The sequence below is a fragment of the Streptomyces sp. HNM0645 genome, from assembly GCF_030056615.1.
GTDB lineage: Bacteria > Actinomycetota > Actinomycetes > Streptomycetales > Streptomycetaceae > Streptomyces > Streptomyces marianii.
In genome coordinates this window covers 140,617-162,007 of record NZ_JASHLT010000008.1, presented here as the reverse complement: position 1 = coordinate 162,007, position 21,391 = coordinate 140,617, and the positions used below count along the sequence as shown (strand labels likewise).

Sequence of the window (21,391 nt, the reverse complement as noted above, 5' to 3'; positions counted from 1 at the left end):
GGGCTTGTCGGACATATGCGAGAGCGCCCCGGACCCGATGGCTCCGGGGCGCCCTCAGTTGCGCCGTGCGGGGCTCGCGGCCCCGCAGGTCAGGACGCTGCCGCGTCCACCGCGCGGGCCTTCAGCGCCCGTTCGACACCCGCGCGGGACTCGAGGACGAGTCGCCGCAGCGCCGCGCTCGGAGCGGCTGAATCCAGCCATGCATCCGTCGCGTCGAGCGTCTCCGCCGACACCTGGAGCGCCGGGTAGAGACCCACGGCGATCTGCTGGGCGACCTCATGGGAACGCGATTCCCACACGCCCTTGACCGCCGCGAAGTACTTCTCCGTGTAGGGAGCGAGCAACTCGCGCTGGTCGGTCTGGACGAAGCCGCCGATGACCGCCTCCTGCACCGCGTTCGGCAGCGCCCCGGACGCGACGACCGACTCCCAGGCCTCGGCCTTGGCCTCCGGCGTCGGACGGGCCGCCCGGGCCGTCGCCGCGTGCCGCTCACCGGCGGCCGTGCGGTCCCGCGCCAGCTCGGCCGCGATCTCCTCCTCGTCGTAGACCCCGGTGGCCGCCAGCCGCTCCAGGAACGCCCAGCGCAGCTCCGTGTCCACGGCCAGTCCCTCGATCGAGTCCCGGCCCTCCAGCAGGGCCTGCAGCAGATCCAGCTGCTGCGGGGTGCGCGCGGTCGCCGCGAACGCCCGCGCCCAGGCCAGCTGGTGGTCACTGCCGGCCTCCGACGACCGCAGGTGCGCCAGCGTCGCGTCCGTCCACTGCGTCAGCCCCGTCTCGCGCCACTCCGGCGCCGCGTACAGGTCCAGGGCGAGCTTCACCTGCCGGTGCAGCGACTGCACCACGCCGATGTCCGACTCCTTGCCGATGCCCGACAGCACCAGCGACAGGTAGTCGCGGGTCGGCAGCTCCCCGTCGCGGGTCATGTCCCACGCGGAGGCCCAGCACAGGGCCCTGGGCAGCGAGTCGGCGAAGTCGCCCAGGTGCTCGGTGACGGTCCTGAGCGACTCCTCGTCCAGACGGACCTTGGCGTACGTGAGGTCGTCGTCGTTGAGCAGCACGACCGCCGGGCGGTGTTTGCCCACGAGCTCCCGCACCGCGGTGAACTCGCCGTCCACGTCCAGCTCGACCCGGTCCGTGCGCACGAGCTTGCCGGCCCCGTCCAGGTCGTAGAAGCCGATCGCGATGCGGTGCGGGCGCAGCACCGGCTCGCCCTTCGCACCCGACGGCAGCGCCGGGGCCTCCTGCTTGACCGCGAACGAGGTGATCGTCCCGGCCGTGTCGGTGTCGATCACCGGCCGCAGGACGTTGATCCCGGCGGTCTCCAGCCAGGCGCTGGACCAGGTCTTGAGATCGCGGCCGCTGGTCTCCTCCAGCGCCGACAGCAGATCCGTCAGCCGGGTGTTCCCGAAAGCGTGCCGCTTGAAGTACGCCTGTACGCCGCGGAAGAACTCGTCCGTGCCGACATAGGCGACGAGCTGCTTCAGCACCGAGGCGCCCTTGGCGTACGTGATGCCGTCGAAGTTGACGAGCACGTCGTCCAGGTCGTTGATCTCGGCCATGATCGGGTGCGTGGACGGCAGCTGGTCCTGCCGGTACGCCCAGGTCTTCATCGAGTTGGCGAACGTCGTCCACGCCTGCGGCCACTTCGAGCCGGGCGCGTACGCCTGGCAGGCGATCGACGTGTAGGTGGCGAACGACTCGTTCAGCCACAGGTCGTTCCACCACTCCATGGTGACCAGGTCGCCGAACCACATGTGCGCCAGCTCGTGCAGGATCGTCTCGGCGCGCGTCTCGTACGCCGCGTCCGTCACCTTCGAGCGGAACACGTACTGGTCGCGGATGGTCACCGCGCCCGCGTTCTCCATCGCGCCCGCGTTGAACTCCGGCACGAAGAGCTGGTCGTACTTCGCGAACGGGTACGCGTAGTCGAACTTCTCCTGGAACCAGTCGAAGCCCTGCCGGGTGACCTCGAAGACCGCGTCCGCGTCCAGGAACTCGGCGAGCGACGGACGGCAGTAGATGCCCAGCGGCACGCTCTGCCCGTCCTTCTCGTAGGAGCTGTGCACGGAGTGGTACGGACCGACGATCAGCGCGGTGATGTACGTGGAGATCCGCGGGGTCGGCTCGAAGTGCCAGACGTTGTCCTTGGGCTCCGGCGTCGGCGAGTTGGAGACCACGGTCCAGCCCTCGGGCGCCTTCACGGTGAACCGGAAGGTGGCCTTCAGATCGGGCTGCTCGAAGTTCGCGAACACTCGGCGGGCGTCCGGCACCTCGAACTGGGTGTACAGGTAGGTCTGCTGGTCCACCGGGTCGACGAACCGGTGCAGCCCCTCGCCCGTGTTGGTGTACGCGCAGTCCGCGACGACCGTCAGCTCGTTCGGGCCCTCGTGCAGATGACGCAGCGCGATCCGCGAGTCCCTGAAGACCGCGGCCACGTCCTGCGGGCGGCCGTTGAGCACGACCTCGTGCACCGCGGGCGCCACCAGGTCGATGAAGGTCTCCGCGCCGTGCTCCGCGGAGTCGAAGCGCACGGTGGTCACGGACCGGTAGGTGCCGCCCTCCTGCGCCCCGGTGAGATCGAGGTCGATCTCGTACGAGTCAACGGTGAGCAGGCGCGCCCGCGCCTGTGCCTCTTCGCGGGTCAGGTTTGTGCCAGGCACCCGGTCATCTCCTCGCTTCTGCGTCCTCGGTATGTGACGTTTCGGCCCATCCTTCCACGGGCCCCCCGCGGCCCGCCCGTCCCCTGTGCGGACTCCGCCGCGGGGCCCGTTCCGGTGCCACTCCGCCCGGACCACCGGGCCGGTCCCGCACGGCGACGGGGCGGGGTCCCGTGCGCTCGGCACGCGACCCCGCCCCGTGGTGCGGCGGGCGGATCAGCCCTTGAGCTCGTCGGCCACCAGCTCGGCGATCTGGACCGCGTTCAGTGCGGCACCCTTGCGCAGGTTGTCGTTCGACACGAACAGGGCGAGACCGTTCTCCACGGTCTCGTCGACCCGGATGCGGCCCACGTACGAGGCGTCCTTGCCCGCGGCCTGCAACGGGGTCGGGATGTCCGAGAGCTCGACGCCCTCCGCGCCCGCCAGCAGCTCGTAGGCCCGCTCCACGCTCAGCGGACGTTCGAAGCGCGCGTTGACCTGCAGCGAGTGCCCGGAGAAGACGGGGACGCGGACGCAGGTGCCGGAGACCTTGAGCTCCGGGATCTCCAGGATCTTGCGGGACTCGTGGCGGAGCTTCTGCTCCTCGTCGGTCTCGTGGGAGCCGTCGTCGACGATCGAACCGGCCAGCGGGAGCACGTTGAACGCGATGGGGCGCTGGTAGACGCCCGGCTCCGGGTACACGACGGCCTCACCGTCGTGCGTCAGCTCGGCGGCCCGCTCGGCGACGGCCCGCACCTGGCCGTCGAGCTCGGCGACACCGGCCAGGCCCGAGCCGGAGACGGCCTGGTACGTGGTGGCGACGAGCGAGGTGAGCCCGGCCTCCCGGTGGAGCGGCTTCAGCACGGGCATCGCGGCCATGGTCGTGCAGTTCGGATTGGCGATGATCCCCTTCGGGCGGTCCTTGACCGCGTGCGGGTTCACCTCGGAGACGACCAGCGGTACCTCGGGGTGCCGGCGCCAGGCGGAGGAGTTGTCGATCACGACGGCACCCTGGGAGGCGACCTTCTCGGCGAGCGCCCGGGAGGTCGCGCCGCCGGCCGAGAAGAGCACGATGTCCAGGCCGGAGTAGTCGGCGGTGGCGGCGTCCTCGACGGTGATCTCCCGACCCTGCCACTCGATCGTGGACCCCGCGGACCTGGCGGACGCGAACAGCCGCAGCTCGTCGGCCGGGAACTTCCGCTCGGCGAGGATCTTGCGCATGACCGTGCCGACCTGCCCGGTGGCTCCGACGATTCCGACCTTCACGGGGACTCCTCCGTACGTTTGTGCAGCCTGCATGGCCTGGCTGTCCTCCATGATGCGTCTGTCCACGGCCGTTTTGTCCAATCCATTGTCCGAGGGGCGGGACGCATGGCCTTCCTCACACCCGAGGAGTCCCGCACGCACGGAGGGCGGGCGTCCCGCCGGACGCCCGCCCTCGTGACCAGGTCATTCCGCTACGGAACGACCTTCTCGATCACCACGCTGCCGGTGCCCGCGGCGGTGCCGCGCGCGTTCAGCAGCCGGACCTCGCCGAAGAACCGGCGGCCCTCCGGCGCGGGACCACCCACCAGCACCTCGGCGGAGATCTGCGCGCTCGCGCCGTTGGCCAGCGAGACGCTCTTCGACTCGTCGACCTTCACGGTGCCGAGTGCCGAGGAGAAGTACACGTCCTTGTAGTCGTACGTGGTGCCGCCGGGCGCCACCGCGTAGCCGTCGACGAGGATCGTGTACGTACCGGCGGCCGGGTTGGCCAGCGACACCGACTCCTCGGAGTCGCCGTCCGCGGACTGGCCGACGAGCCTGCCGTCCTTGAGGACCGCGAGGTCCAGGTCGGCGCCCTTGTCGGAGGTGTTCCCGATGACGACGTCCAGCCGCTCGACGCCCGCGCCGATCGTGACCGTGGACACCTGGCGCTCGTCCTGCGCGATGGTCGGCGCCGCCGTCTTCGCGGAGCCGAGCGAGCCGCCCTGCAGCCTGCCCTCCAGCGCGGCCGCGTCGTTGGTGACCTTCCAGTCGACCGTCGCCGGCGTGCCGACCTCGGCCTCCGGGAGGGTCTTCACCGCCGGGTCGAAGGTGGCTCCGAGCAGCGTGACGTCCAGCTTGTACGGGTTGTCCAGCACCGGGGACGTACGGCGCGACTCGACCTCGATCTCCCAGACGCCCGGCTGCGGGTTCGGGTAGGAACGCACGTCCGGGCGGCAGGTGTTGGCCGGGTTGTCGTAGTTCGGGTAGCAGACCGTGGATGCCGTGCTCTCGAAGGCCACGCCGTACGGGTGGATCGAGATGAACCGGGTCTGGCTGCCCTCGGCGAGACCGCCGAGCGCGACCTCCAGCGTCCTGGCGCCCTTCGGCACCGTGACGAAGTAGGACTTGAAGCTGTTGCGCTGCACCGACCCCTTGGCGGAGTAGGAGTAGCCCGGCTTCACCAGCTCGTTCGAGGCGACCACGGTGGTGAGGATCTGCTTGTCGACACCCTCGGTGCGCTCGTCGTCCGCCTCCAGGATGGCGCTGTGCACACCGGCGGAAGCGGCCCTGGCCTGCACCTTCACGGTGACCGGCTGGTTCAGCGGCAGGTCCACCTCGTCGTCGCCGAGGATACGGAACGTGCCGTCGTTGTTACGGAAGTCCAGCTCGTGCTCGATCGGCCGGTTCGGGCCGCTGGTGCGCGTGATGGTGACGTCGTACGTCTTGCGCTGGCCGGGCTTCAGCCCGCCCTCGCGGTCGTAGATGCCGGCTCCGAAGCCCGCCTCCGGCTTCAGCAGGTGGTCGAGCGCGGTGTCGACCGGTGCCTTCACCGAGTAGGCGTGGGCGGTGGCGCCGTCCCGGATGGACTCCCAGGCCTCCTCGACGTCGATCAGGCCCGCGCCCTGCTCGTGCGCCTTCACTCCGGGGATGCGCTTGGCGGTGCTGGTCAGCGCGGTCCGCAGGGTGAGCGGGGAGAGCTTGATGTGGCGCTGCTTGGCGGCGGAGATGAGGAGCGCGCTCGCGCCCGCGGCCTGCGGCGAGGACATCGACGTGCCGTTCAGCATGCCGTAGCCCGCGGGCAGGCTGTAGCCGGCCTCGGCCACCGGGGCGCCCGCCTGCCAGGTCGGGATCGTGTTGATCGCCGAGCCGGGCGCGGAGATCGTCGGCGTGAAGCCGCCGTTCTCCGTCGGGCCTCGGGAGGAGAAGTTGAACATGCTGTACCGCTTCTTGACCTGCGAACCGTAGTTGGCGGCCCAGGTGCTGCGGGAGATCGCCGCACCGACCGACACGACCTTGTTCGCCAGGCCCGGGTCGCCGATCGTGTTCACACCGGGACCCGAGTTGCCGGCCGAGATGACCAGCTGGACCCCGTAGGTGTCGATCAGGCGGTTGTAGAGGAGGGCGCGCGCGTTGTCCGCGTCGTCGCCGCGGTCGCTGTCGTCGTAGTTCAGCGCGGGCAGACCGCCGATGGACATGTTGACGATGTCCACGCCGCGGTTGACGACGAGGTCGCGCATGCCCTCGAGCAGCGCGATGTTGGTGCAGCCGCCGCTCCAGGTGCAGGCGCGCGACGAGACCAGCTTGGCGCCGGGCGCCGCGCCGTTCATCCGGCCGCCGAAGAGGCCGTTGGCGGCGGCGATGCCGGCCACGTGGGTGCCGTGCGAGCCCTCGATGACGCCGATGTTGACGTAGTCGGAGAACTTCCCGGCCTCGAACTCGACGTCCTTGCGGATCTCCACCACGAACGGGATGCGCTCGGCGATCTCGGTGGCGGGGTCGTCGGTACCGAAGTACCCGACCTGGTGGCCGTTCTTGTACGGCTTCATCGCGACGTCGTTGGTGAAGTCGGCGTCGTCGTTCAGGTCGACGCGGACGGTGCCGGCGGCGGCGTCGTACAGCACGCCCCACTTGTCGGTGGTGTCGCCGTCGCGGTTGAGGTCTCCGGCCATGTCGCCGCCTAGGGTGGCCCGCTCCTCGAAGACGCTGAACCGGTGCTCGCCGGCCGGTGCCTTCCAGCTGCGGTCGCCCACGGTGAACACGGGTCCGGTCACCCCGGTGTCCATCCGCCGCCAGGTGCCGTCGCCGTCCCTTGCCGGGTCGGTCGCGGTCACCCAGTCGACGATCTTGCGCTCGCCGGTGGTGGTCTTCTGCAGGGCCGGGTGGCCCAGGTCGATCCCGGAGTCGAGGATGCCGATGGTCACGCCGCGGCCGTCGGCCTTCCGGTGGTCCTCGACGAACTCCACCGCACCCGTCTCGTGGGACGGGTTGTACGGGTTCTTCGCCGGGGTCCTCCTGCTCGGCCCCGGGTAGGTGGCCGACTTCGAGGCGGCGGAAGCGGTACCCCTGGCGCCCGCGTCCGGCCTCGGATCGTCCAGCTTGATCTCGCGCTGGAGGTCCATGCCCTGGACCGTGGAGAGTTCACCGGCCTTGCCGAGGGCGCTCTTCGCCCTGGCGGTGGGGAGTGTGGCCCGGACGTAGCCGAGCTTGTCGTCCGTCTGGCCGACGACGGCGCCGGGAACGGCGTCCAGCTGGCCGGCGACCTGCTCGGTCCGGCCGGGAACGGTGGCGACCATCACGGTGACGGTCTTCTGGCCCTTCACCTCGGCTTCGGCGAGGAGTTGGGCGTCCGCCCGGCCGAGCTTGTCGGCGGGCGTATCGGCGGTCTTGACCGGGCCGCCCGCCGGGTCGTCCAGCGAGGTGGCGGCGAAGGCGGGGGCGGCGCCGGTGGCCACCAGCGCGGCCACGAGGCATGCGGCGGCGGCGATCCGGGCCACGCGTCTTGGCCCGGATATGGAGCCCTGGGACTCGAGGGTTGTCATCAGCATCCCTGTTTTGTGAAAGAAGGGTCCGGAATTCGGTACCGGATGACCGCTCAGCCTTTCGCAAGTGACAGGGGTTTGTGGAGAGTTGGCAGAGGCGGGATGCGGCCATGGCGGACATCCGCCACTGGCGGAACATGCGCCACGGGGACAAAGGGGCGTATAGCCCATCCATCCGGCCTGTCAGGCCGTTCAACAATGGACGGTTTCCGGAAATCGGCCCACGGATTCGGCACCGTTCAACGGGTTCGGCGCCGGACGTTGTCCATGGCCGCGGAGCGCAGTCCCCTTCGGGCGGTCGGCTCTCGCGCGTCCGCGCGTGGTGCCGGGGCGCCTTGGCCGCCGCCGGGCGGGCGGTCGGTGCCAGGGGCGGGCGCGCGGGCGGCTCGACGCCTAACCTCTGTGCATGAAGCAGCAGTTGAGGGTCGCGGCGTACGCCGTGTGCGTACAGGACGGGCGGATGCTCCTCGCGCGGTGGGTGGCCCGTGACGGAACCAGGCGCTGGACCCTGCCCGGCGGGGGCATGGACCACGGCGAGGACCCGGTTGCGACGGTCGTGCGCGAGGTGGCTGAGGAGACGGGCTGCACGGCCGAGGTGACGGCGCTGCTCGGGGTCGACTCCATGACCACGCGCAGGCCCGGCAGGTTCGGCCCCGGTGTGGACTTCCAGAGTCTGCGCATCGTCTACGAGGCCAGGGTCACCGCCGGTGAGCCGCGCCCCGAGCCCGACGGATCCACCGACCTCGCCGCCTGGCACCCCCTGGGCTCCGTCGCGGCACTCGAGCGGGTCGCGCTGGTCGACATCGGACTGGAGCTGTGGCGGACGCGGCCCGCGCTCGGCCGTGTGGACGGCGGAGTCCACGGCACGGGCTGACGTCCGCTCGGCCTCCGCGCACCCCCAACTCCGCCCGCCCGGCCCGGGGTCCTGTCCGCCGGGCACGTTCGCGACGGCACGCGGACGGGAGACCCGCCTGACGGCACGTCCTGCCGCAGCTCGACCCGGTGGCGGCCGGCACTGCTCCGGCACCGGCTACGAGCCCGTCGGGCTCGTAGCCCGGGAAGGTGACCGGACGTCCTTACGGCCGGGAGGCCGCCCTTGGCTCGTCGTTTGTCTGACGACGTCGAAACGTACCTCGAACCGGGTCGCTCACCTGGGCATTCACCGGACGCGCGGGTGAACCGCCGCCCGGACACCCGTCGCGACGTGGGCCGCGTCCTCGCCACCGGCGAGGCCCACAGCCGTCCCGCCCACCACAAGAAGGGCACCAAACCCCGACGCACCAGCGGTCCGGCGCTTGACAGTGAGGCAGCGAGCGGTGGGTGATGTGACTGCAAGCGGCTTCGAGGGGGGATCTGTGGATCTTGGCTCTGTGATCATCGCGGTGGCAGGTGTGGCCGGAACGCTGGGGGGATCGTTCCTCACCCAACGCGCCTCCGAACGGGCAAAACGACGCGAAATAGAGCTGCTGCGAGACCAGGAGGAGGTTCGCGAGAACCTGCTCCTCCGACGCACTTGCTACATGGAACTCAACCGGGATGCACGCCAGTTCACCACAGCGCTCAACCGCTGTCTGCACGCCATGCGAGAACGCGGTGTCGAGGAGACCGACAGTGAGGCACTCGATCAGGCAAAAGGAGCCCATCGCGACAGATACTCCGAAGCACAGATGATCGCCCCTGACGAGGTGCTCGCACGCGCAAGTGAAGTCAATCAGGCCCTGAACACGGTCTATGGCCAGGTCAAACGCCTTGAGCGACAAGAGCCCGAACCTGGGGAGACGATGGCCGCAGCGGTCCGGGCCCAGGCAGAGATCTGGAACATGCTCCGGGCCATGAGGACCGCGATGCGCCATGATCTCGGGGTGACCGCCCAAGACTGACAACGCGCCGATGGATCGCACCATGACCATGTGGGCGAAGCAGTTCGAGGCGCTGTTCGAGGCGTGAGGCCGCTCAGTCGGGCAGCGCGACGGTGAGGTCCACCTCGACCAGCTGCCCTGCGAAGCCCAGCTGTGCGACCCCCAAGAGCGTACTGGCGGACGTGAAGGCCGGTCCGAGGGCGGAAGCGGTAAGCCGGTTCCAGGCGAGGCCCAGGTCCTCCCTGTCATTGCTCCGCACGTAGATCACCGAACGCACCACGTGCTGCGGCTGAGCATTCACCGCCGCAAGGGCAGCAAGTGCGTTCACGACAACCTGATCGACTTGCACCTCGAGGGAGCCCGGGCCGACGAGAGAGCCGCCCGGGTCGAGGGGGCACTGCCCGGCAAGATAGGCCGTTCGGCCGGTCTCCACCACGGTGATGTGGTGGTAGCCCGGTGTCCCATGCAACTGATCGGGGTTGATGCGGCTGATCTTCGCTGTCATGCCGTGAGTCTGACCAGTCTGCCCCCGGCACGCACCGAAATTTGTCCCACCGCCGACCGTCCGACGCGGCGCGAGGTCAAAAGAACAAGCCTGGGGCGTGGTTCGAAAGTCCCGTCTGGACGGGGGCCTCCGGCCCGCACCCTAGCGGGGGAGTACGACGACATACGGCGTCGGCTCCCGGTCCGAGGAGGCCATCAGGGCCGTACGGAGCACCATCGCCTGCTGCACGGGGAAGTCCCGCAGCTTCCTGGGCGCGATCCGTACGACGGTGATCCCGAGCCGCTCCAGATGCTCGCGCCTGCGGCCGGACGCGGACCACTCAGGGTCCGCGTCCGGCCCGTCCGGGGCGGCCGCGGGGCGCGGGGCGCGGGTGTCGAGTTCGACGGCGACCGCCTGCTCGGGCCAGTACGCGTCCACGCTGCCCAGCTGGGGGCCGCCCGGCAGACGCAGATCCACGTTCCACACCGGTTCAGGAAGTCCGTACAGTCGTACGAGGTCGTAGAGGCGGCCCTCTGCGACCGTACGCCCCTCGGCGAGGAGGCGGTCGACCGCGTCCACGACGTGGGGACGGGACAGCAGCCGCGCACGGGTCAACTCGGCCACCACGGCGCCCGGTTCACAGTGGCCGGCCCGCACGGCCTCGGTCAGCAGCCTGCGCACCGCCCCGGGGTCGGTCAGCCGTGCGACGGCGTCGGCCAGCGCACGCGCCACGGGGGCGACGGGCAGTCCCGCCACCACGTCCGGCCTCGGCATCGCGTGGGTGCGGATCAGCCGGGCGCAGCCGGCCGAGCGCAGCCGCCGGGTGCGCGGCACGAGTACGTCGATGCGCTCCAGAGCCGTCAGGGACGGCACGGAGGCGAACCGGTGCAGTGCGAGCGCCGCCAGCCCCGTCACCATGACCTCGCCCTCGTCGGGCCGGCCGGCGTAGGTGACCGCGGCGTGCAGCCGTTCCTCGCTGGTGGGCGCCCCCGGGTGCAGCACGAACACACCGGGCAGGAGTTGCTGCCAGGGACCGCCGGGGCCGCATCGCTCGGCGACGCGCTCGGCGGTCACGCCCCGGGCGCGCAGCTGCGCGGCCGACAGCACGCGCCGCCGTACATCGGAGAGGTCGCTCAACGGGCGGGGGGGCAGGGACGTGTTGTGGTTCATGACCCGCCAATTCCCGCGCGACCGCGGTCTCCTAACCGCTGTTACACAGTCGTCGACAATTCTGGACATCCCCGCCCTAAAGTACGGGCGTTCGAATGCCGATCAGTTCTGCCGATCGGGCCCCCACCGGGCTCCTGGGCCCGGCGGGGAGTCGGCGGCAGCGGAACGGCGTCGCCGTCAGCGGCCGGAGGCCGCCGCGTCGCAGGACTGGGCCCGCAACGCGCGGGCGAGGTCGTCCCGGGACTCGAGCACCAGTCGGCGCAGCGCCGGGGGCGCGTCCGTGTGGGAGCCGAGCCACGCGTCCGTCGCCCGGAGCGTGGCCTCGTCGTCCTGCAGAGCGGGGAAGAGACCGCGGACCACGTCCATGCCGATCTGGATCGACCGCTCCGCCCAGACCCGTTCGATCGCCGCGAAGTACTTCTCGGCGTACGGCGCGAGCAGTGCCCGCTGCGACGCCTGGGTGAAGCCCGAAATCGTCGCATCCACCAGCGCGTTGGACAGCGAGTCCGACTCCACGACCTGCGCCCACGCCTGGTCTTTGACCGCGGCGGAGGGCCGTGCGGCCAGGCAGCGTACCTGGTGGCGCTTGCCGGACGCGGTGTCGTCGCGAGCCAGCTCCGCGGCGACCGCGGTCTCGTCGGCCACCCCGTGCGAGGCCAGCGGCTCCAGGAACGCCCAGCGCAGCTCCTGGTCCACGTCGAGCCCGTCGATCTCGGCGCTGCCCTCCAGCAGGCCCTGGAGCAGCTGGAGATCCGCGTCCGTGGCCGCCACGGACGCGAAGAACCGTGCCCAGGTCAGCTGGTGCTGGCTGCCCGGCTCCGCGAGTCGCAGCTCCCGCAGCGACCCCTCCGACAGTCGCCGGCCGCCCTCCTCGCGCCACTCGGGCGCCGCGTAGTGGACGAGGGCCGTGCGCGCCCAGGCGTGCACCATCTGCAGCACGCCGATGTCCGACTCCCGTCCGGCGAAGTCCAGGACGATCCCGACGAAGTCCCGCGCGGGCATCAGGGCGTCCCGCGTCAGGTTCCACAGCGCAGACCAGCACACCGCCCGCGCCAGCGGGTCCGTCACCGAGCCGAGGTGACCGCGCAGCGTCTCCAGGGAGCCCTCGTCGAACCGGACCTTGCAGTAGGTCAGGTCGTCGTCGTTGACGAGCACCAGAGCCGGACGTTCCCGGCCGGCCAGCTCCTCCACGACCGTCCGGGCCCCGGTGACGTCCACCTCGGCCCGGGCGTAGCGCACCAGCTCGGCGCCCTCGTGCCGGTACAGGCCGACGGCCACCCGGTGCGGCCGCGCCGGCGACGGGGCGGCGGACCCGGTCTCGCCGTCCTGCACGACCGCCAGCTCGGTGATCCGGTCGCCCGCGTCGCAGGTGAGCAGGGGCGTCAGCGTGTTGACCCCCGACGTCTCCAGCCACGAGCGCGACCACGCCTTCAGGTCCCGTCCGGAGGTCTCCTCCAGCACGGACAGCAGGTCGTCGAGACGGGTGTTGCCGTAGGCGTGGCGCTTGAAGTAGCGCCGCGCGCCCTCCAGGAACGCGTCGGGTCCCACGTACGCCACGAGCTGCTTCAGGACCGAGGCGCCCTTGGCGTAGGTGATCCCGTCGAAGTTGAGCTTGGCGTCCTCCAGGTCGTGGATGTCCGCGGTGACGGGGTGGGTGGACGGCAGCTGGTCGGCCCGGTACGCCCACGCCTTGCGGTTGTTTGCGAACGTCACCCAGCCGCCCTGGAAGCGGGTCGCCTCGACCAGCGAGAACGCCCCCATGAAGTCGGCGAAGGACTCCTTCAGCCACAGGTCGTCCCACCACTGCATGGTGACCAGGTCGCCGAACCACATGTGCGCCATCTCGTGCAGGATGACGTTCGCCCGGCGCTCGAAGGACGCCTGCGTCACCTTGCCCCGGAAGACGAACTCCTCCCGGAAGGTCACACAGCCCGGGTTCTCCATCGCGCCGATGTTGTACTCGGGCACGAACGCCTGGTCGTACTTCCCGAAGGGGTAGGGGTAGTCGAAGTGGTCGTGGAAGAAGTCCAGGCCCTGCTTGGTGACCAGGAAGATGTCGTCCGCGTCGAAGTGCTTGGCCAACCCCCTGCGGCACATGGCGCCGAGCGGGATCTCCAGCGTCCGGCCGTCGTCGAGGGTGCGGGTGTAGAGGTCGGACTCGTGGTGGTAGGGACCGGCGACGACGGCCGTGATGTAGGTGGAGATCGGCCTGGTCTCCGCGAACCGCCAGGTCCCGCCCTCGCGGGACTCGACCGCGCCGTTGCTCCAGACCGTCCAGTCCTCGGGCGCGGCCACCTCGAATCGGAACGGGGCCTTCAGGTCCGGCTGTTCGAAGTCGGCGAAGACCCGCCGGGCATCGGCGGGCTCGTACTGCGTGTACAGATAGACCTCGCCGTCCTCCGGGTCGACGAACCGGTGCAGGCCCTCGCCGGTCCGGCTGTACGCGCACTGCGCGTCCACCACCAGGACGTTCTCGGCCTGCAGGCCGCTCAGGGTGATCCTGGAGCCGTCGAAGACCTCGGCCGGGTCGAGCTCGCGGCCGTTCAGCGTCACCGCGTTCACCGAAGGGGCGACGAGATCGGCGAAGGTGCTGTCGCCCTCGCCGGTGCGCCGGAACCTGATCGTGGTGACCGAGCGGAACGTCCGCGGCTGCGCCTCCTCGCTCTCCGCGGTCGCGGACCGCAGGTCGAGGAAGACCTCGTACCCGTCGACCGACAGCAGCTCGGCCCGGGTGCGGGCCTCGTCGCGGGACAGATTCTCTCCGGGCACGTCCACTCCTTCGTGTCTCGTTCGGACAGGGCCGATCCTCGCACGCGGTCGTGACCGGGGGCACAGGGGAATGCGGTCGGCGAGCGCCGGTGTTGAGTCCCGGAGCGCGCGCCCATCACGAGTACGAGGAGTGACATGTCCGACGACAGGACCCCCGCCGACTTCTGGTTCGACCCGCTGTGCCCCTGGGCCTGGATGACCTCCCGCTGGATGCTCGAGGTGGAGAAGGTGCGGCCGGTGGAGGTCCGCTGGCACGTCATGAGCCTGGCGGTGCTCAACGAGGACCGGATGGACGAGCTCCCCGAGGAGTACCGGGAGGCGATGAGGAACGCCTGGGGTCCCGTGCGCGTCGTGACCGCCGCCCAGCAGAAGTTCGGCGACGAGGTCGTCGGCCCCCTCTACACGTCCCTCGGCACCCGGATCCACAACGAGGGCCGCGGGACCACGCTCGAGGTGGTCCTGGAGGCACTGGAGGCCGTGGGCCTGCCGGCCGGGCTCGCGGACTACGCCGATTCGGACGCCTACGACGCCGAGCTGCGCGCCTCCCACGACGAGGGCATCTCCAAGGTCGGCCGGGACGTCGGCACGCCCGTGATCGCGGTGCCCGGCGCGGACGGAGGGCAGATCGCGTTCTTCGGCCCGGTCGTCACCCCTGCGCCCAAGGGCGAGGAGGCGGCGAGGCTGTGGGACGGCACATTGATGGTGGCGTCGATCCCGGGTTTCTACGAGATCAAGCGCACCCGGACGAAGGGTCCCGACTTCTCCTGACGCACCCGCCCAGGGCCGGAAACGGAAGGACCCCCGCGAGTCACACCCCCGGAGCGATGCCTGGGAGGTGCCTCATCCGCGGGGGTCCTTCTTCTTTCCGCCTGCCGGTGAAGGTTGAGAAGACGATCACGAGCAGGACGGCCTACGGCCGTGACGGGGCCAGGGTCACGGGGTGATCAGGGGGGTGCGGTCCTTGGCCTCGGCGTAGCGCTTCGCCACGTCCTGCCAGTTGACGACGCCCCACATGGCGTCGATGAAGTCCACCTTCTGGTTCTTGTACTGCAGGTAGAAGGCGTGCTCCCAGGCGTCGAAGACCAGGATCGGTACCGAGCCCTGGCCGACGTTGCCCTGGTGGTCGTAGACCTGCTCGACGATCAGCCGGCCGCTGACCGGCTCGTAGGCGAGCACGCCCCAGCCCGAGCCCTGGGTGGTCGCGGCGGCCTTCGACAGCTGGGTCCTGAACTTGGCGAAGGAGCCGAAGGAGTCGGTGATCGCGTCCGCCAGCTCGCCGACACCGTCCGCGGCCAGCGGCTCGCCGCCGCCGCCCTCCTTGGGCGCGGTCATGTTGTGCCAGTAGATGCTGTGCAGGATGTGGCCGGAGAGGTGGAACGCGAGGTTCTTCTCCAGGCCGTTGATCGAGCCCCAGGCTTCCTTGTCGCGCGCCTCGGCCAGCTGCTCGAGGGTGTCGTTGGCGCCCTTGACGTAGGCGGCGTGGTGCTTGTCGTGGTGCAGCTCGATGATCTGCGGGTTGATCACTGGCTCCAGGGCCGCGTAGTCGTACGGAAGTTCAGGAAGCGTGTACATGGCCATGTCCGAGCCCTCCGACTGCTTATTGCAAGTAGTTCGCAATTGCAGGTTAACAGCAGGAGGGGGCCTGGCGTGATCAGCCCTTCGACCTGGTGCCGCGTCGGGCGTCGCGACGGGCGAAGCCCGGCGGATTCGGCACCGGGCCATGCCCACCGGGCGTACGACGCGATCTCCCGCAGCCCGGCGGGCGTCATCGTCCGCGCGTACGTGACGGGCCGCCCCTTCGGTCCGCCGGTGGTGCCGAGGGCCGTACACCCGAGGCCGCCCTCCCGCTCCGCACGTGCGAGGACCCCCGGCCCTTCCGGGCCCGGGGGTCCTGTGCCGCGGACGGCTCCCGCTCAGTACTCGGCGGACTCCGCCGCGGGCACCGCGTCCCGTTCGGCGGTTCCGGCGCCGCCGGAACCGCCCGTCGCGCCGTTCTCGGACTCGGCCCTGCGCCTGCGCTGCATCACCGCGCCGGAGGCGGCCAGCACCAGCGTCATCAGACCGGTCGCCATCAACTGGTCACGGGTGCCGGGCTGGCGCAGCATCAGGACGAAGATGGCGAGCATGCCCGCGATGGCGACCCAGGTCAGCACCGGGAACAGCCACATCCGCACCACGAGCTTCTCGGGGGCGACGCGCTCCGTGCGACGCCGCAGCACCAGCTGGGAGACCGCGATGAACAGCCAGACGACGAGGATGACGGCGCCGATCATGTTCAGCAGCCACGGGAAGACGTCGTCCGGACGCCAGTAGCTGAGCAGTACGCACAGGAAGCCGAAGACGGAGGAGACCAGCACCGCGATCCGCGGCACCCCGCCCGAGACCCGGCCGATCGCCTTCGGGCCCTGGCCTCGCGCGACCAGGGAGTACGCCATACGGGAGGCGCCGTAGATGTTGGCGTTCATCGCGGACAGCAGCGCCACCAGCACGACGATCTGCATCACGGGACCGGCGCCGGGGATGTCCAGGTGGTTCAGCGCGGTGACGTACGGGCCCTTGTCGGGGTTGGCGACGTCCGGGTCGTCCCACGGCACGAGCGTGACGATGACCGCCATGGAGCCGATGTAGAAGAGCGCGATCCGCCACATCGCGGTGCGCACGGCCCGGGCGACCCCCTGGACCGGGTGCTCGGACTCGGCCGCCGCGATGGTCACCGTCTCCAGGCCGCCGTATGCGAAGACCGACGCGAGCAGGCCGATGACCAGCCCCTCCGCCCCGTGCGGCAGGAAACCCCCGCCGCCCGTGAGGTTGGCGGTGCCGGGCGCCTCCGTCCCCGGCAGCACACCGAGGATGGCCAGGCCGCCGAGGATCAGGAAGAGCGTGATCGCGCCGACCTTGAGCGCGGCGAACCAGAACTCGAACTCTCCGAAGTTGCGTACCGCCGCCAGGTTGGTGCCGCAGAACACCAGCATGAACAGCGCGACCCAGGCCCACTCCGGGGTTCCGGGCAGCCAGCCGCTGACGATCTTCGCCGCGCCGATGCCCTCCAGACCGACGGCGACCGACAACAGCACCCAGAACGACCAGCCCGCGGTGAAGCCCGCCCAAGGGCCGAGCGCCCGCTCGGCGTGTACGGAGAAGGAACCGGAGGCCGGGTTCGCCGCGGACATCTCGCCGAGCATGCGCATCACGAGCATGACGAGCAGGCCGGATACGGCGTAGGCGATGACGATGGACGGGCCGGCGGCGGCGATACCGGCACCTGAGCCGACGAAGAGGCCGGCGCCGATCACCCCGCCGAGGGCGATCATCGACAGATGGCGCTGCTTGAGGCCGTGGGCGAGCGACGAGCCGGCTTGGGGGCCGGCGGGTTCGGGCGCCGAGGTCCGAGACATGGGTGTGCCTGTTCATGAGCGGATGGGGGGAGTGGCCCACAGTCTGGGGGGAGTACCGTTCACCGAGCATCGATGACCGCTATACGGACAAGATGCTCACACAATGTGAAGGACTAGACACGGCTCGCCCGTATGTCGCGCAACTCCCGTAGTCCCGCCACCAGCAGCACCAGCGCCGTCGCCGCGGCCGACCACAGCACCTGGGGTCGGGCGGTCCGGTCGCCGAGCATCAGCACGAGCACGGCCACGATCCCGGCGAGCGCCACCCAGGTCAGCCACGGGAAGCACCACATCCGCAACGTCAGCCTCTCCGGGGCCTCGCGCTCGATCCGGCGGCGCAGCCGCAACTCCGACACGGCGATCAGGCCCCATACGAACAGCAGCACCGCGCCGACCGCGTTCAGCATGTGGAGGAACACGGTGTCCGGCCACTTCAGGTTGAGCAGGACCGACACGAAACCGAACGCGACGGACGCGAACACCGCCCGGCGCGGCACCCCGCCGCCGGAGACCCTGAGCAGCCCCGCCGGCGCCTCGCCGCGCTCGGCCAGCGAGAACACCATCCGCGACGAGCCGTACAGATTGGCGTTGAGGGCGGACAGCAGCGCCACGAACACCACGATGTTCATGATCTGACCGGCCCCCGGTACCCCGATCGCGCCCAGGACCGCGACGTACGGGCTCTCGCCCGGCTGCACCGCCGTCCATGGCAGCACGGTCACGATGACCAGCATCGAGCCGACATAGAAGAGGAGGATGCGCCACACCGCGCTGCGCACCGCGCGTCCGACCGCGCGCGCCGGGTCGTCGGACTCCGCCGCCGCGATCGTCACGACCTCCAGCCCGCCGAAGGCGAAGACCACGGCGAGGACCCCGGCGACGACGCCCTCCCAGCCGTTGGGCAGGAAGCCGCCCTCTCCGGTGAGACGGGCCAGGTCCACCGGTTCGGTGGCCGGCAGCAGACCGAAGACCGCCAGCGCGCCGAGCACCAGGAACAGCACGATCGCGCCGACCTTCAGCGCGGCGAACCAGAACTCGAGCTCGCCGAAGTTCCGCACGGCGGCGAGGTTGGCGGCGGTGAAGACCACCATGAAGATCAGCACCCAGGTCCACTGCGGCACGCCCGGCACCCAGCCGTTGGCGATCGTCGCCGCGCCGGTCGCCTCCACGGCGAGCACGACCACGAGCAGGAACCAGTAGAGCCAGCCGACCGTGAATCCCGCCCAGCGGCCGAGGGCCCGCTCGGCGTGCACGGAGAACGCGCCGGACGCGGGCGTCGCCGCGGACATCTCGCCGAGCATCCGCATCACCAGCATCGCCAGCGCGCCGGCGAGGAGGTACGAGACCACGATGCCGGGGCCGGCGAGCGCGATGCCCGCACCGGAACCGACGAACAGCCCCGCCCCGATCACCCCGCCGAGCCCGAGCATCGTCAGATGACGCTGCTTCAGCCCGTGGGAGAGGGGTTCGGCCTCGGTGACCAGTGGGCCGGGCGGTGCGTCGTGCATGTGCTCGGGACTCTCGGCTGTGCTGGAATTTGGCAAGAACCTACAGTCTTCCCGAGCCTCGCCCGCTTCACCAAAACGGCGTTGCTGGTCCCCCACCTCAGTGACGAGCATCACGCGCTTCTGACGCTTGTCATCATCAGTTTGTGTGAACTCCACCATGCGGCGTCGCGGGCCTTTGTCGTCGACTGACGGTGATCGATCGTTCACCGCTGGGCTAACGTCGCCATGTCCACAACTACGCCAACACCCACACGGCGTCACCGCCCTCGTATCCGGAGTCCCGATGAGCACTGCTGCCGTTTCCGCCACCCGCCCGGGGCTGGTCCTCGCCGATCTGCTGCCCGCATCGCGCGCCAAGTCCGCGGTGGACGCGGCCCTGGTCGTCGGCGGCGCCGCGCTCACCGGTGTCGCCGCGCAGATCTCCGTCACCGTGCCGGGCTCCCCGGTCCCGGTCACGGGACAGACCTTCGCCGCCCTGCTGGTCGGCACCGCGCTCGGCGCGCGCCGCGGATTCCTCTCGCTCGCCCTGTACGCCCTCGCCGGAATGGCGGGCATGCCCTGGTTCGCCGAGGCGTCCTCCGGCTGGGCCATGCCGTCCCTCGGCTACATCCTGGGCATGCTGGTCGCCGCCACCGTCGTCGGTGCCCTCGCCCGGCGCGGCGCGGACCGCTCCGTCCTGCGCACCGCGGGCGCGATGGTGCTCGGCTCCGCGGTCATCTACGCGATCGGCGTGCCGTACCTGGCGCTCGCCACCGGCATGACGCTGCCCGAGGCCGTGGCGGCCGGCCTCACCCCGTTCCTGATCGGCGACGCCTTCAAGGCCGCGCTCGCGATGGGCGCGCTGCCCGCCGCCTGGAGGCTCCTCGGCCGCCGGGGCTGAGTGCCCCGGCCGTCCGGGGCCGTCCCGCGTCCGAGGGCCGACGATGGGCCGGGCACGCGACCGGTTCGGTTCCGCAGGGCGGACGGTGACCGCACAAGACGAGGGGTGCCCCGCGCTTTCGTGCGGGGCACCCCTCGTTCGGTCGGGTGCCGTTCCCGCCGCCGGGCCCGGAGCGGGAGCGGCGGCGGTCGGTGTCAGCCGCTTGAGGCCGTCGGAAGGCGGGAGATGCCGGGTCACCGGCATTCGTGCCTGTCTTCGTGAGGGTCGGCTGGGGGCTGGGGGACGATTACCCGCGTGTGGGAGTCCGCTGGGGTGACGAGCCCGAGCATTCGAGCCGATGCCGCGTCGGTGCGTCGGTGCGTCGGTGCGTCGGTGCGTCGGTAAGGAACACCTGGCTGCCGATCGTGGTGACGGGCACGTCGCATCGTGCTCTCCGCAGTCGAGCGGTTCATCCGACAGGGCCCGTCGCCGGACCCCGCTGGCGGCTGCCCCGCCTCGCGCGTGCCACACTCGGACCATGCGCGTCTACCTCGGCTCCGACCATGCCGGCTTCGAACTCAAGAACCACCTTGTCGAGTGGCTCAGGGCCCACGGCCACGAGCCCGTCGACTGCGGCCCCCACGTCTACGACGCCCAGGACGACTACCCGCCGTTCTGCCTGCGCGCCGCCGAGCGGACCGTCGCCGACCCGGGCAGCCTCGGCATCGTGATCGGCGGCTCCGGCAACGGCGAGCAGATCGCCGCGAACAAGGTCAAGGGCGTCCGGGCCGCGCTGGCCTGGAGCGTGCAGACAGCCGCCCTTGGGCGTGAGCACAACAACGCCAACGTCATCGCGGTCGGTGCCCGGATGCACACGACCGACGAGGCAACCACCTTCGTCGAGGTCTTCCTCAAGACCCCGTACTCGGGCGAGGAGCGCCACACCCGCCGCATCGAGATGCTCGAGCGGTACGAGGCCACCGGCGAGCTCCCCCCGATTCCGGCCCACCACCCCCAGGAGCCGACCGCCTGATGCCCGAAGGGCACACCATCCACCGACTGGCCGCCGACTACCGGGAACGGTTCGGCGGCCGGTCCGTGCGGGTCACCAGCCCGCAGGGTAAGTTCGCCGACTCCGCGGCACTGCTCGACGGCACGGTCCTGGAGCGCACCGAGGCCCACGGCAAGCACCTCTTCCTCGGCTTCGGGGGCTCCGACGGCGGTGAGTGGATCCACATCCACCTCGGCCTGTTCGGCAAGGTGGACTTCGGCGACGCGCCCGCGCCGCCTCCCACCGACACCGTGCGCCTGCGGCTCGCGAACACCAGTTCGTACGTCGATCTGCGGGGCCCCACGGCCTGCGCCCTGATCACGGACGGCGAGAAGGCCGCGATACACGCGCGGCTGGGCCCCGACCCGCTACGGTCCGACGACGGTCCCGAGCGCGCCTGGGCGAGGATCTCCCGCTCCCGCACGACGATCGCCGCCCTGCTCATGGACCAGAAGGTCGTCGCGGGCGTCGGCAACGTCTACCGAGCGGAAGTCCTCTTCCGGCACGGCATCGATCCGTACCGCGCGGGCAGGGACCTCACCGAGCGGGAATGGCACGCCCTCTGGGGGGACCTGGTCGGCCTGATGCGCGAGGGCGTACGGAACAACCGCATCGACACCGTCCGGCCCGAGCACACTCCGGAGGCGATGGGCCGGCCGCCGCGCGTCGACGACCACGGCGGCGAGGTCTACGTGTACCGCCGGGCACAGTTGCCCTGCCATGTCTGTGGCGGCGAGATCCGCACCGCCGGTCTCGCCGCCCGCAACCTCTTCTGGTGTCCCGGCTGCCAGCCCGCCTGAGGGCTGTCCCGCAGTCCCCGGCGGACGCGCGACGACAGCTGCGGTGCCCTCGTACTGGGCGTACTCGGGCGCC

General features: G+C 70.7%; 15 protein-coding genes. 6 read left to right on the top strand and 9 right to left on the bottom strand.

The genetic code is table 11. The annotated features are described in order from the left end of the window. Nucleotides 1–89: 89 nt before the first annotated feature. From pepN (QMZ92_RS07545) to QMZ92_RS07535, 3 genes are all read right to left on the bottom strand, one after another. Nucleotides 90–2,660, bottom strand: a complete 2,571-nt coding sequence (gene pepN / locus QMZ92_RS07545; protein WP_283296435.1) for an aminopeptidase N — start codon at nucleotides 2,658–2,660, stop codon at nucleotides 90–92. A gap of 213 nt (nucleotides 2,661–2,873) precedes the next feature. After that, nucleotides 2,874–3,902, bottom strand: a complete 1,029-nt coding sequence (locus QMZ92_RS07540) for an aspartate-semialdehyde dehydrogenase (RefSeq protein WP_283296434.1) — start codon at nucleotides 3,900–3,902, stop codon at nucleotides 2,874–2,876. A gap of 191 nt (nucleotides 3,903–4,093) precedes the next feature. Then, nucleotides 4,094–7,423 carry a S8 family serine peptidase gene (locus tag QMZ92_RS07535; protein WP_283296452.1) on the bottom strand — a complete coding sequence of 1,110 codons (3,330 nt, stop codon included), beginning with the start codon at nucleotides 7,421–7,423 and terminating at the stop codon, nucleotides 4,094–4,096. A gap of 406 nt (nucleotides 7,424–7,829) precedes the next feature. Between QMZ92_RS07535 and QMZ92_RS07530 the strand changes: the two genes are divergently transcribed. Then, complete coding sequence (locus tag QMZ92_RS07530; RefSeq protein ID WP_283296433.1) at nucleotides 7,830–8,297, top strand: NUDIX hydrolase; 468 nt, start codon at nucleotides 7,830–7,832, stop codon at nucleotides 8,295–8,297. Between the two features lie 496 nt (nucleotides 8,298–8,793). Beyond that, a complete protein-coding gene (locus tag QMZ92_RS07525) occupies nucleotides 8,794–9,303 on the top strand; it encodes a hypothetical protein (protein ID WP_283296432.1) in 510 nt (169 codons plus the stop codon). A 73-nt stretch (nucleotides 9,304–9,376) separates the two neighbouring features. Here the strand turns inward: QMZ92_RS07525 and QMZ92_RS07520 are convergent, their stop codons facing one another. The 3 genes from QMZ92_RS07520 to pepN (QMZ92_RS07510) all read right to left on the bottom strand — a co-directional run bounded on the left by QMZ92_RS07520 (nucleotide 9,377) and on the right by pepN (QMZ92_RS07510) (nucleotide 13,705). Beyond that, nucleotides 9,377–9,787: a RidA family protein gene (locus tag QMZ92_RS07520; protein ID WP_283296431.1), complete on the bottom strand. Its 411-nt coding sequence runs from the start codon at nucleotides 9,785–9,787 to the stop codon at nucleotides 9,377–9,379. A 141-nt stretch (nucleotides 9,788–9,928) separates the two neighbouring features. Then, a complete protein-coding gene (locus QMZ92_RS07515) occupies nucleotides 9,929–10,936 on the bottom strand; it encodes a hypothetical protein (protein ID WP_283296430.1) in 1,008 nt (335 codons plus the stop codon). A 177-nt stretch (nucleotides 10,937–11,113) separates the two neighbouring features. Further along, nucleotides 11,114–13,705, bottom strand: a complete 2,592-nt coding sequence (gene pepN / locus QMZ92_RS07510) for an aminopeptidase N (RefSeq protein WP_283296429.1) — start codon at nucleotides 13,703–13,705, stop codon at nucleotides 11,114–11,116. Nucleotides 13,706–13,840: 135 nt separating this feature from the next. Between pepN (QMZ92_RS07510) and QMZ92_RS07505 the strand changes: the two genes are divergently transcribed. Further along, nucleotides 13,841–14,473: a mycothiol-dependent nitroreductase Rv2466c family protein gene (locus QMZ92_RS07505; RefSeq protein ID WP_283296428.1), complete on the top strand. Its 633-nt coding sequence runs from the start codon at nucleotides 13,841–13,843 to the stop codon at nucleotides 14,471–14,473. A 165-nt stretch (nucleotides 14,474–14,638) separates the two neighbouring features. Here the strand turns inward: QMZ92_RS07505 and QMZ92_RS07500 are convergent, their stop codons facing one another. From QMZ92_RS07500 to QMZ92_RS07490, 3 genes are all read right to left on the bottom strand, one after another. After that, the gene (locus QMZ92_RS07500; protein WP_283296426.1) at nucleotides 14,639–15,283 is read right to left on the bottom strand and encodes a superoxide dismutase; all 645 of its coding nucleotides are present in this window, start codon (nucleotides 15,281–15,283) and stop codon (nucleotides 14,639–14,641) included. A 335-nt stretch (nucleotides 15,284–15,618) separates the two neighbouring features. Further along, nucleotides 15,619–17,100 carry an amino acid permease gene (locus QMZ92_RS07495; protein WP_283296424.1) on the bottom strand — a complete coding sequence of 494 codons (1,482 nt, stop codon included), beginning with the start codon at nucleotides 17,098–17,100 and terminating at the stop codon, nucleotides 15,619–15,621. Nucleotides 17,101–17,213: 113 nt separating this feature from the next. Beyond that, the gene (locus tag QMZ92_RS07490) at nucleotides 17,214–18,608 is read right to left on the bottom strand and encodes an amino acid permease (RefSeq protein ID WP_283296423.1); all 1,395 of its coding nucleotides are present in this window, start codon (nucleotides 18,606–18,608) and stop codon (nucleotides 17,214–17,216) included. A 283-nt stretch (nucleotides 18,609–18,891) separates the two neighbouring features. Between QMZ92_RS07490 and QMZ92_RS07485 the strand changes: the two genes are divergently transcribed. The 3 genes from QMZ92_RS07485 (at nucleotide 18,892) to QMZ92_RS07475 (ending at nucleotide 21,318) form a co-directional block, all read left to right on the top strand. After that, nucleotides 18,892–19,488, top strand: coding sequence for a biotin transporter BioY (locus QMZ92_RS07485; RefSeq protein WP_283296422.1), 597 nt, complete (start codon nucleotides 18,892–18,894; stop codon nucleotides 19,486–19,488). Nucleotides 19,489–20,005: 517 nt separating this feature from the next. Further along, on the top strand, nucleotides 20,006–20,500 hold the full coding sequence (locus tag QMZ92_RS07480; protein ID WP_283296421.1) for a ribose-5-phosphate isomerase: 495 nt from the start codon (nucleotides 20,006–20,008) through the stop codon (nucleotides 20,498–20,500). Beyond that, on the top strand, nucleotides 20,500–21,318 hold the full coding sequence (locus QMZ92_RS07475; RefSeq protein WP_283296420.1) for an Fpg/Nei family DNA glycosylase: 819 nt from the start codon (nucleotides 20,500–20,502) through the stop codon (nucleotides 21,316–21,318). Before QMZ92_RS07480 ends, QMZ92_RS07475 begins: the two co-directional genes overlap by 1 nt. The last annotated feature ends 73 nt before the right edge of the window (nucleotides 21,319–21,391 follow it).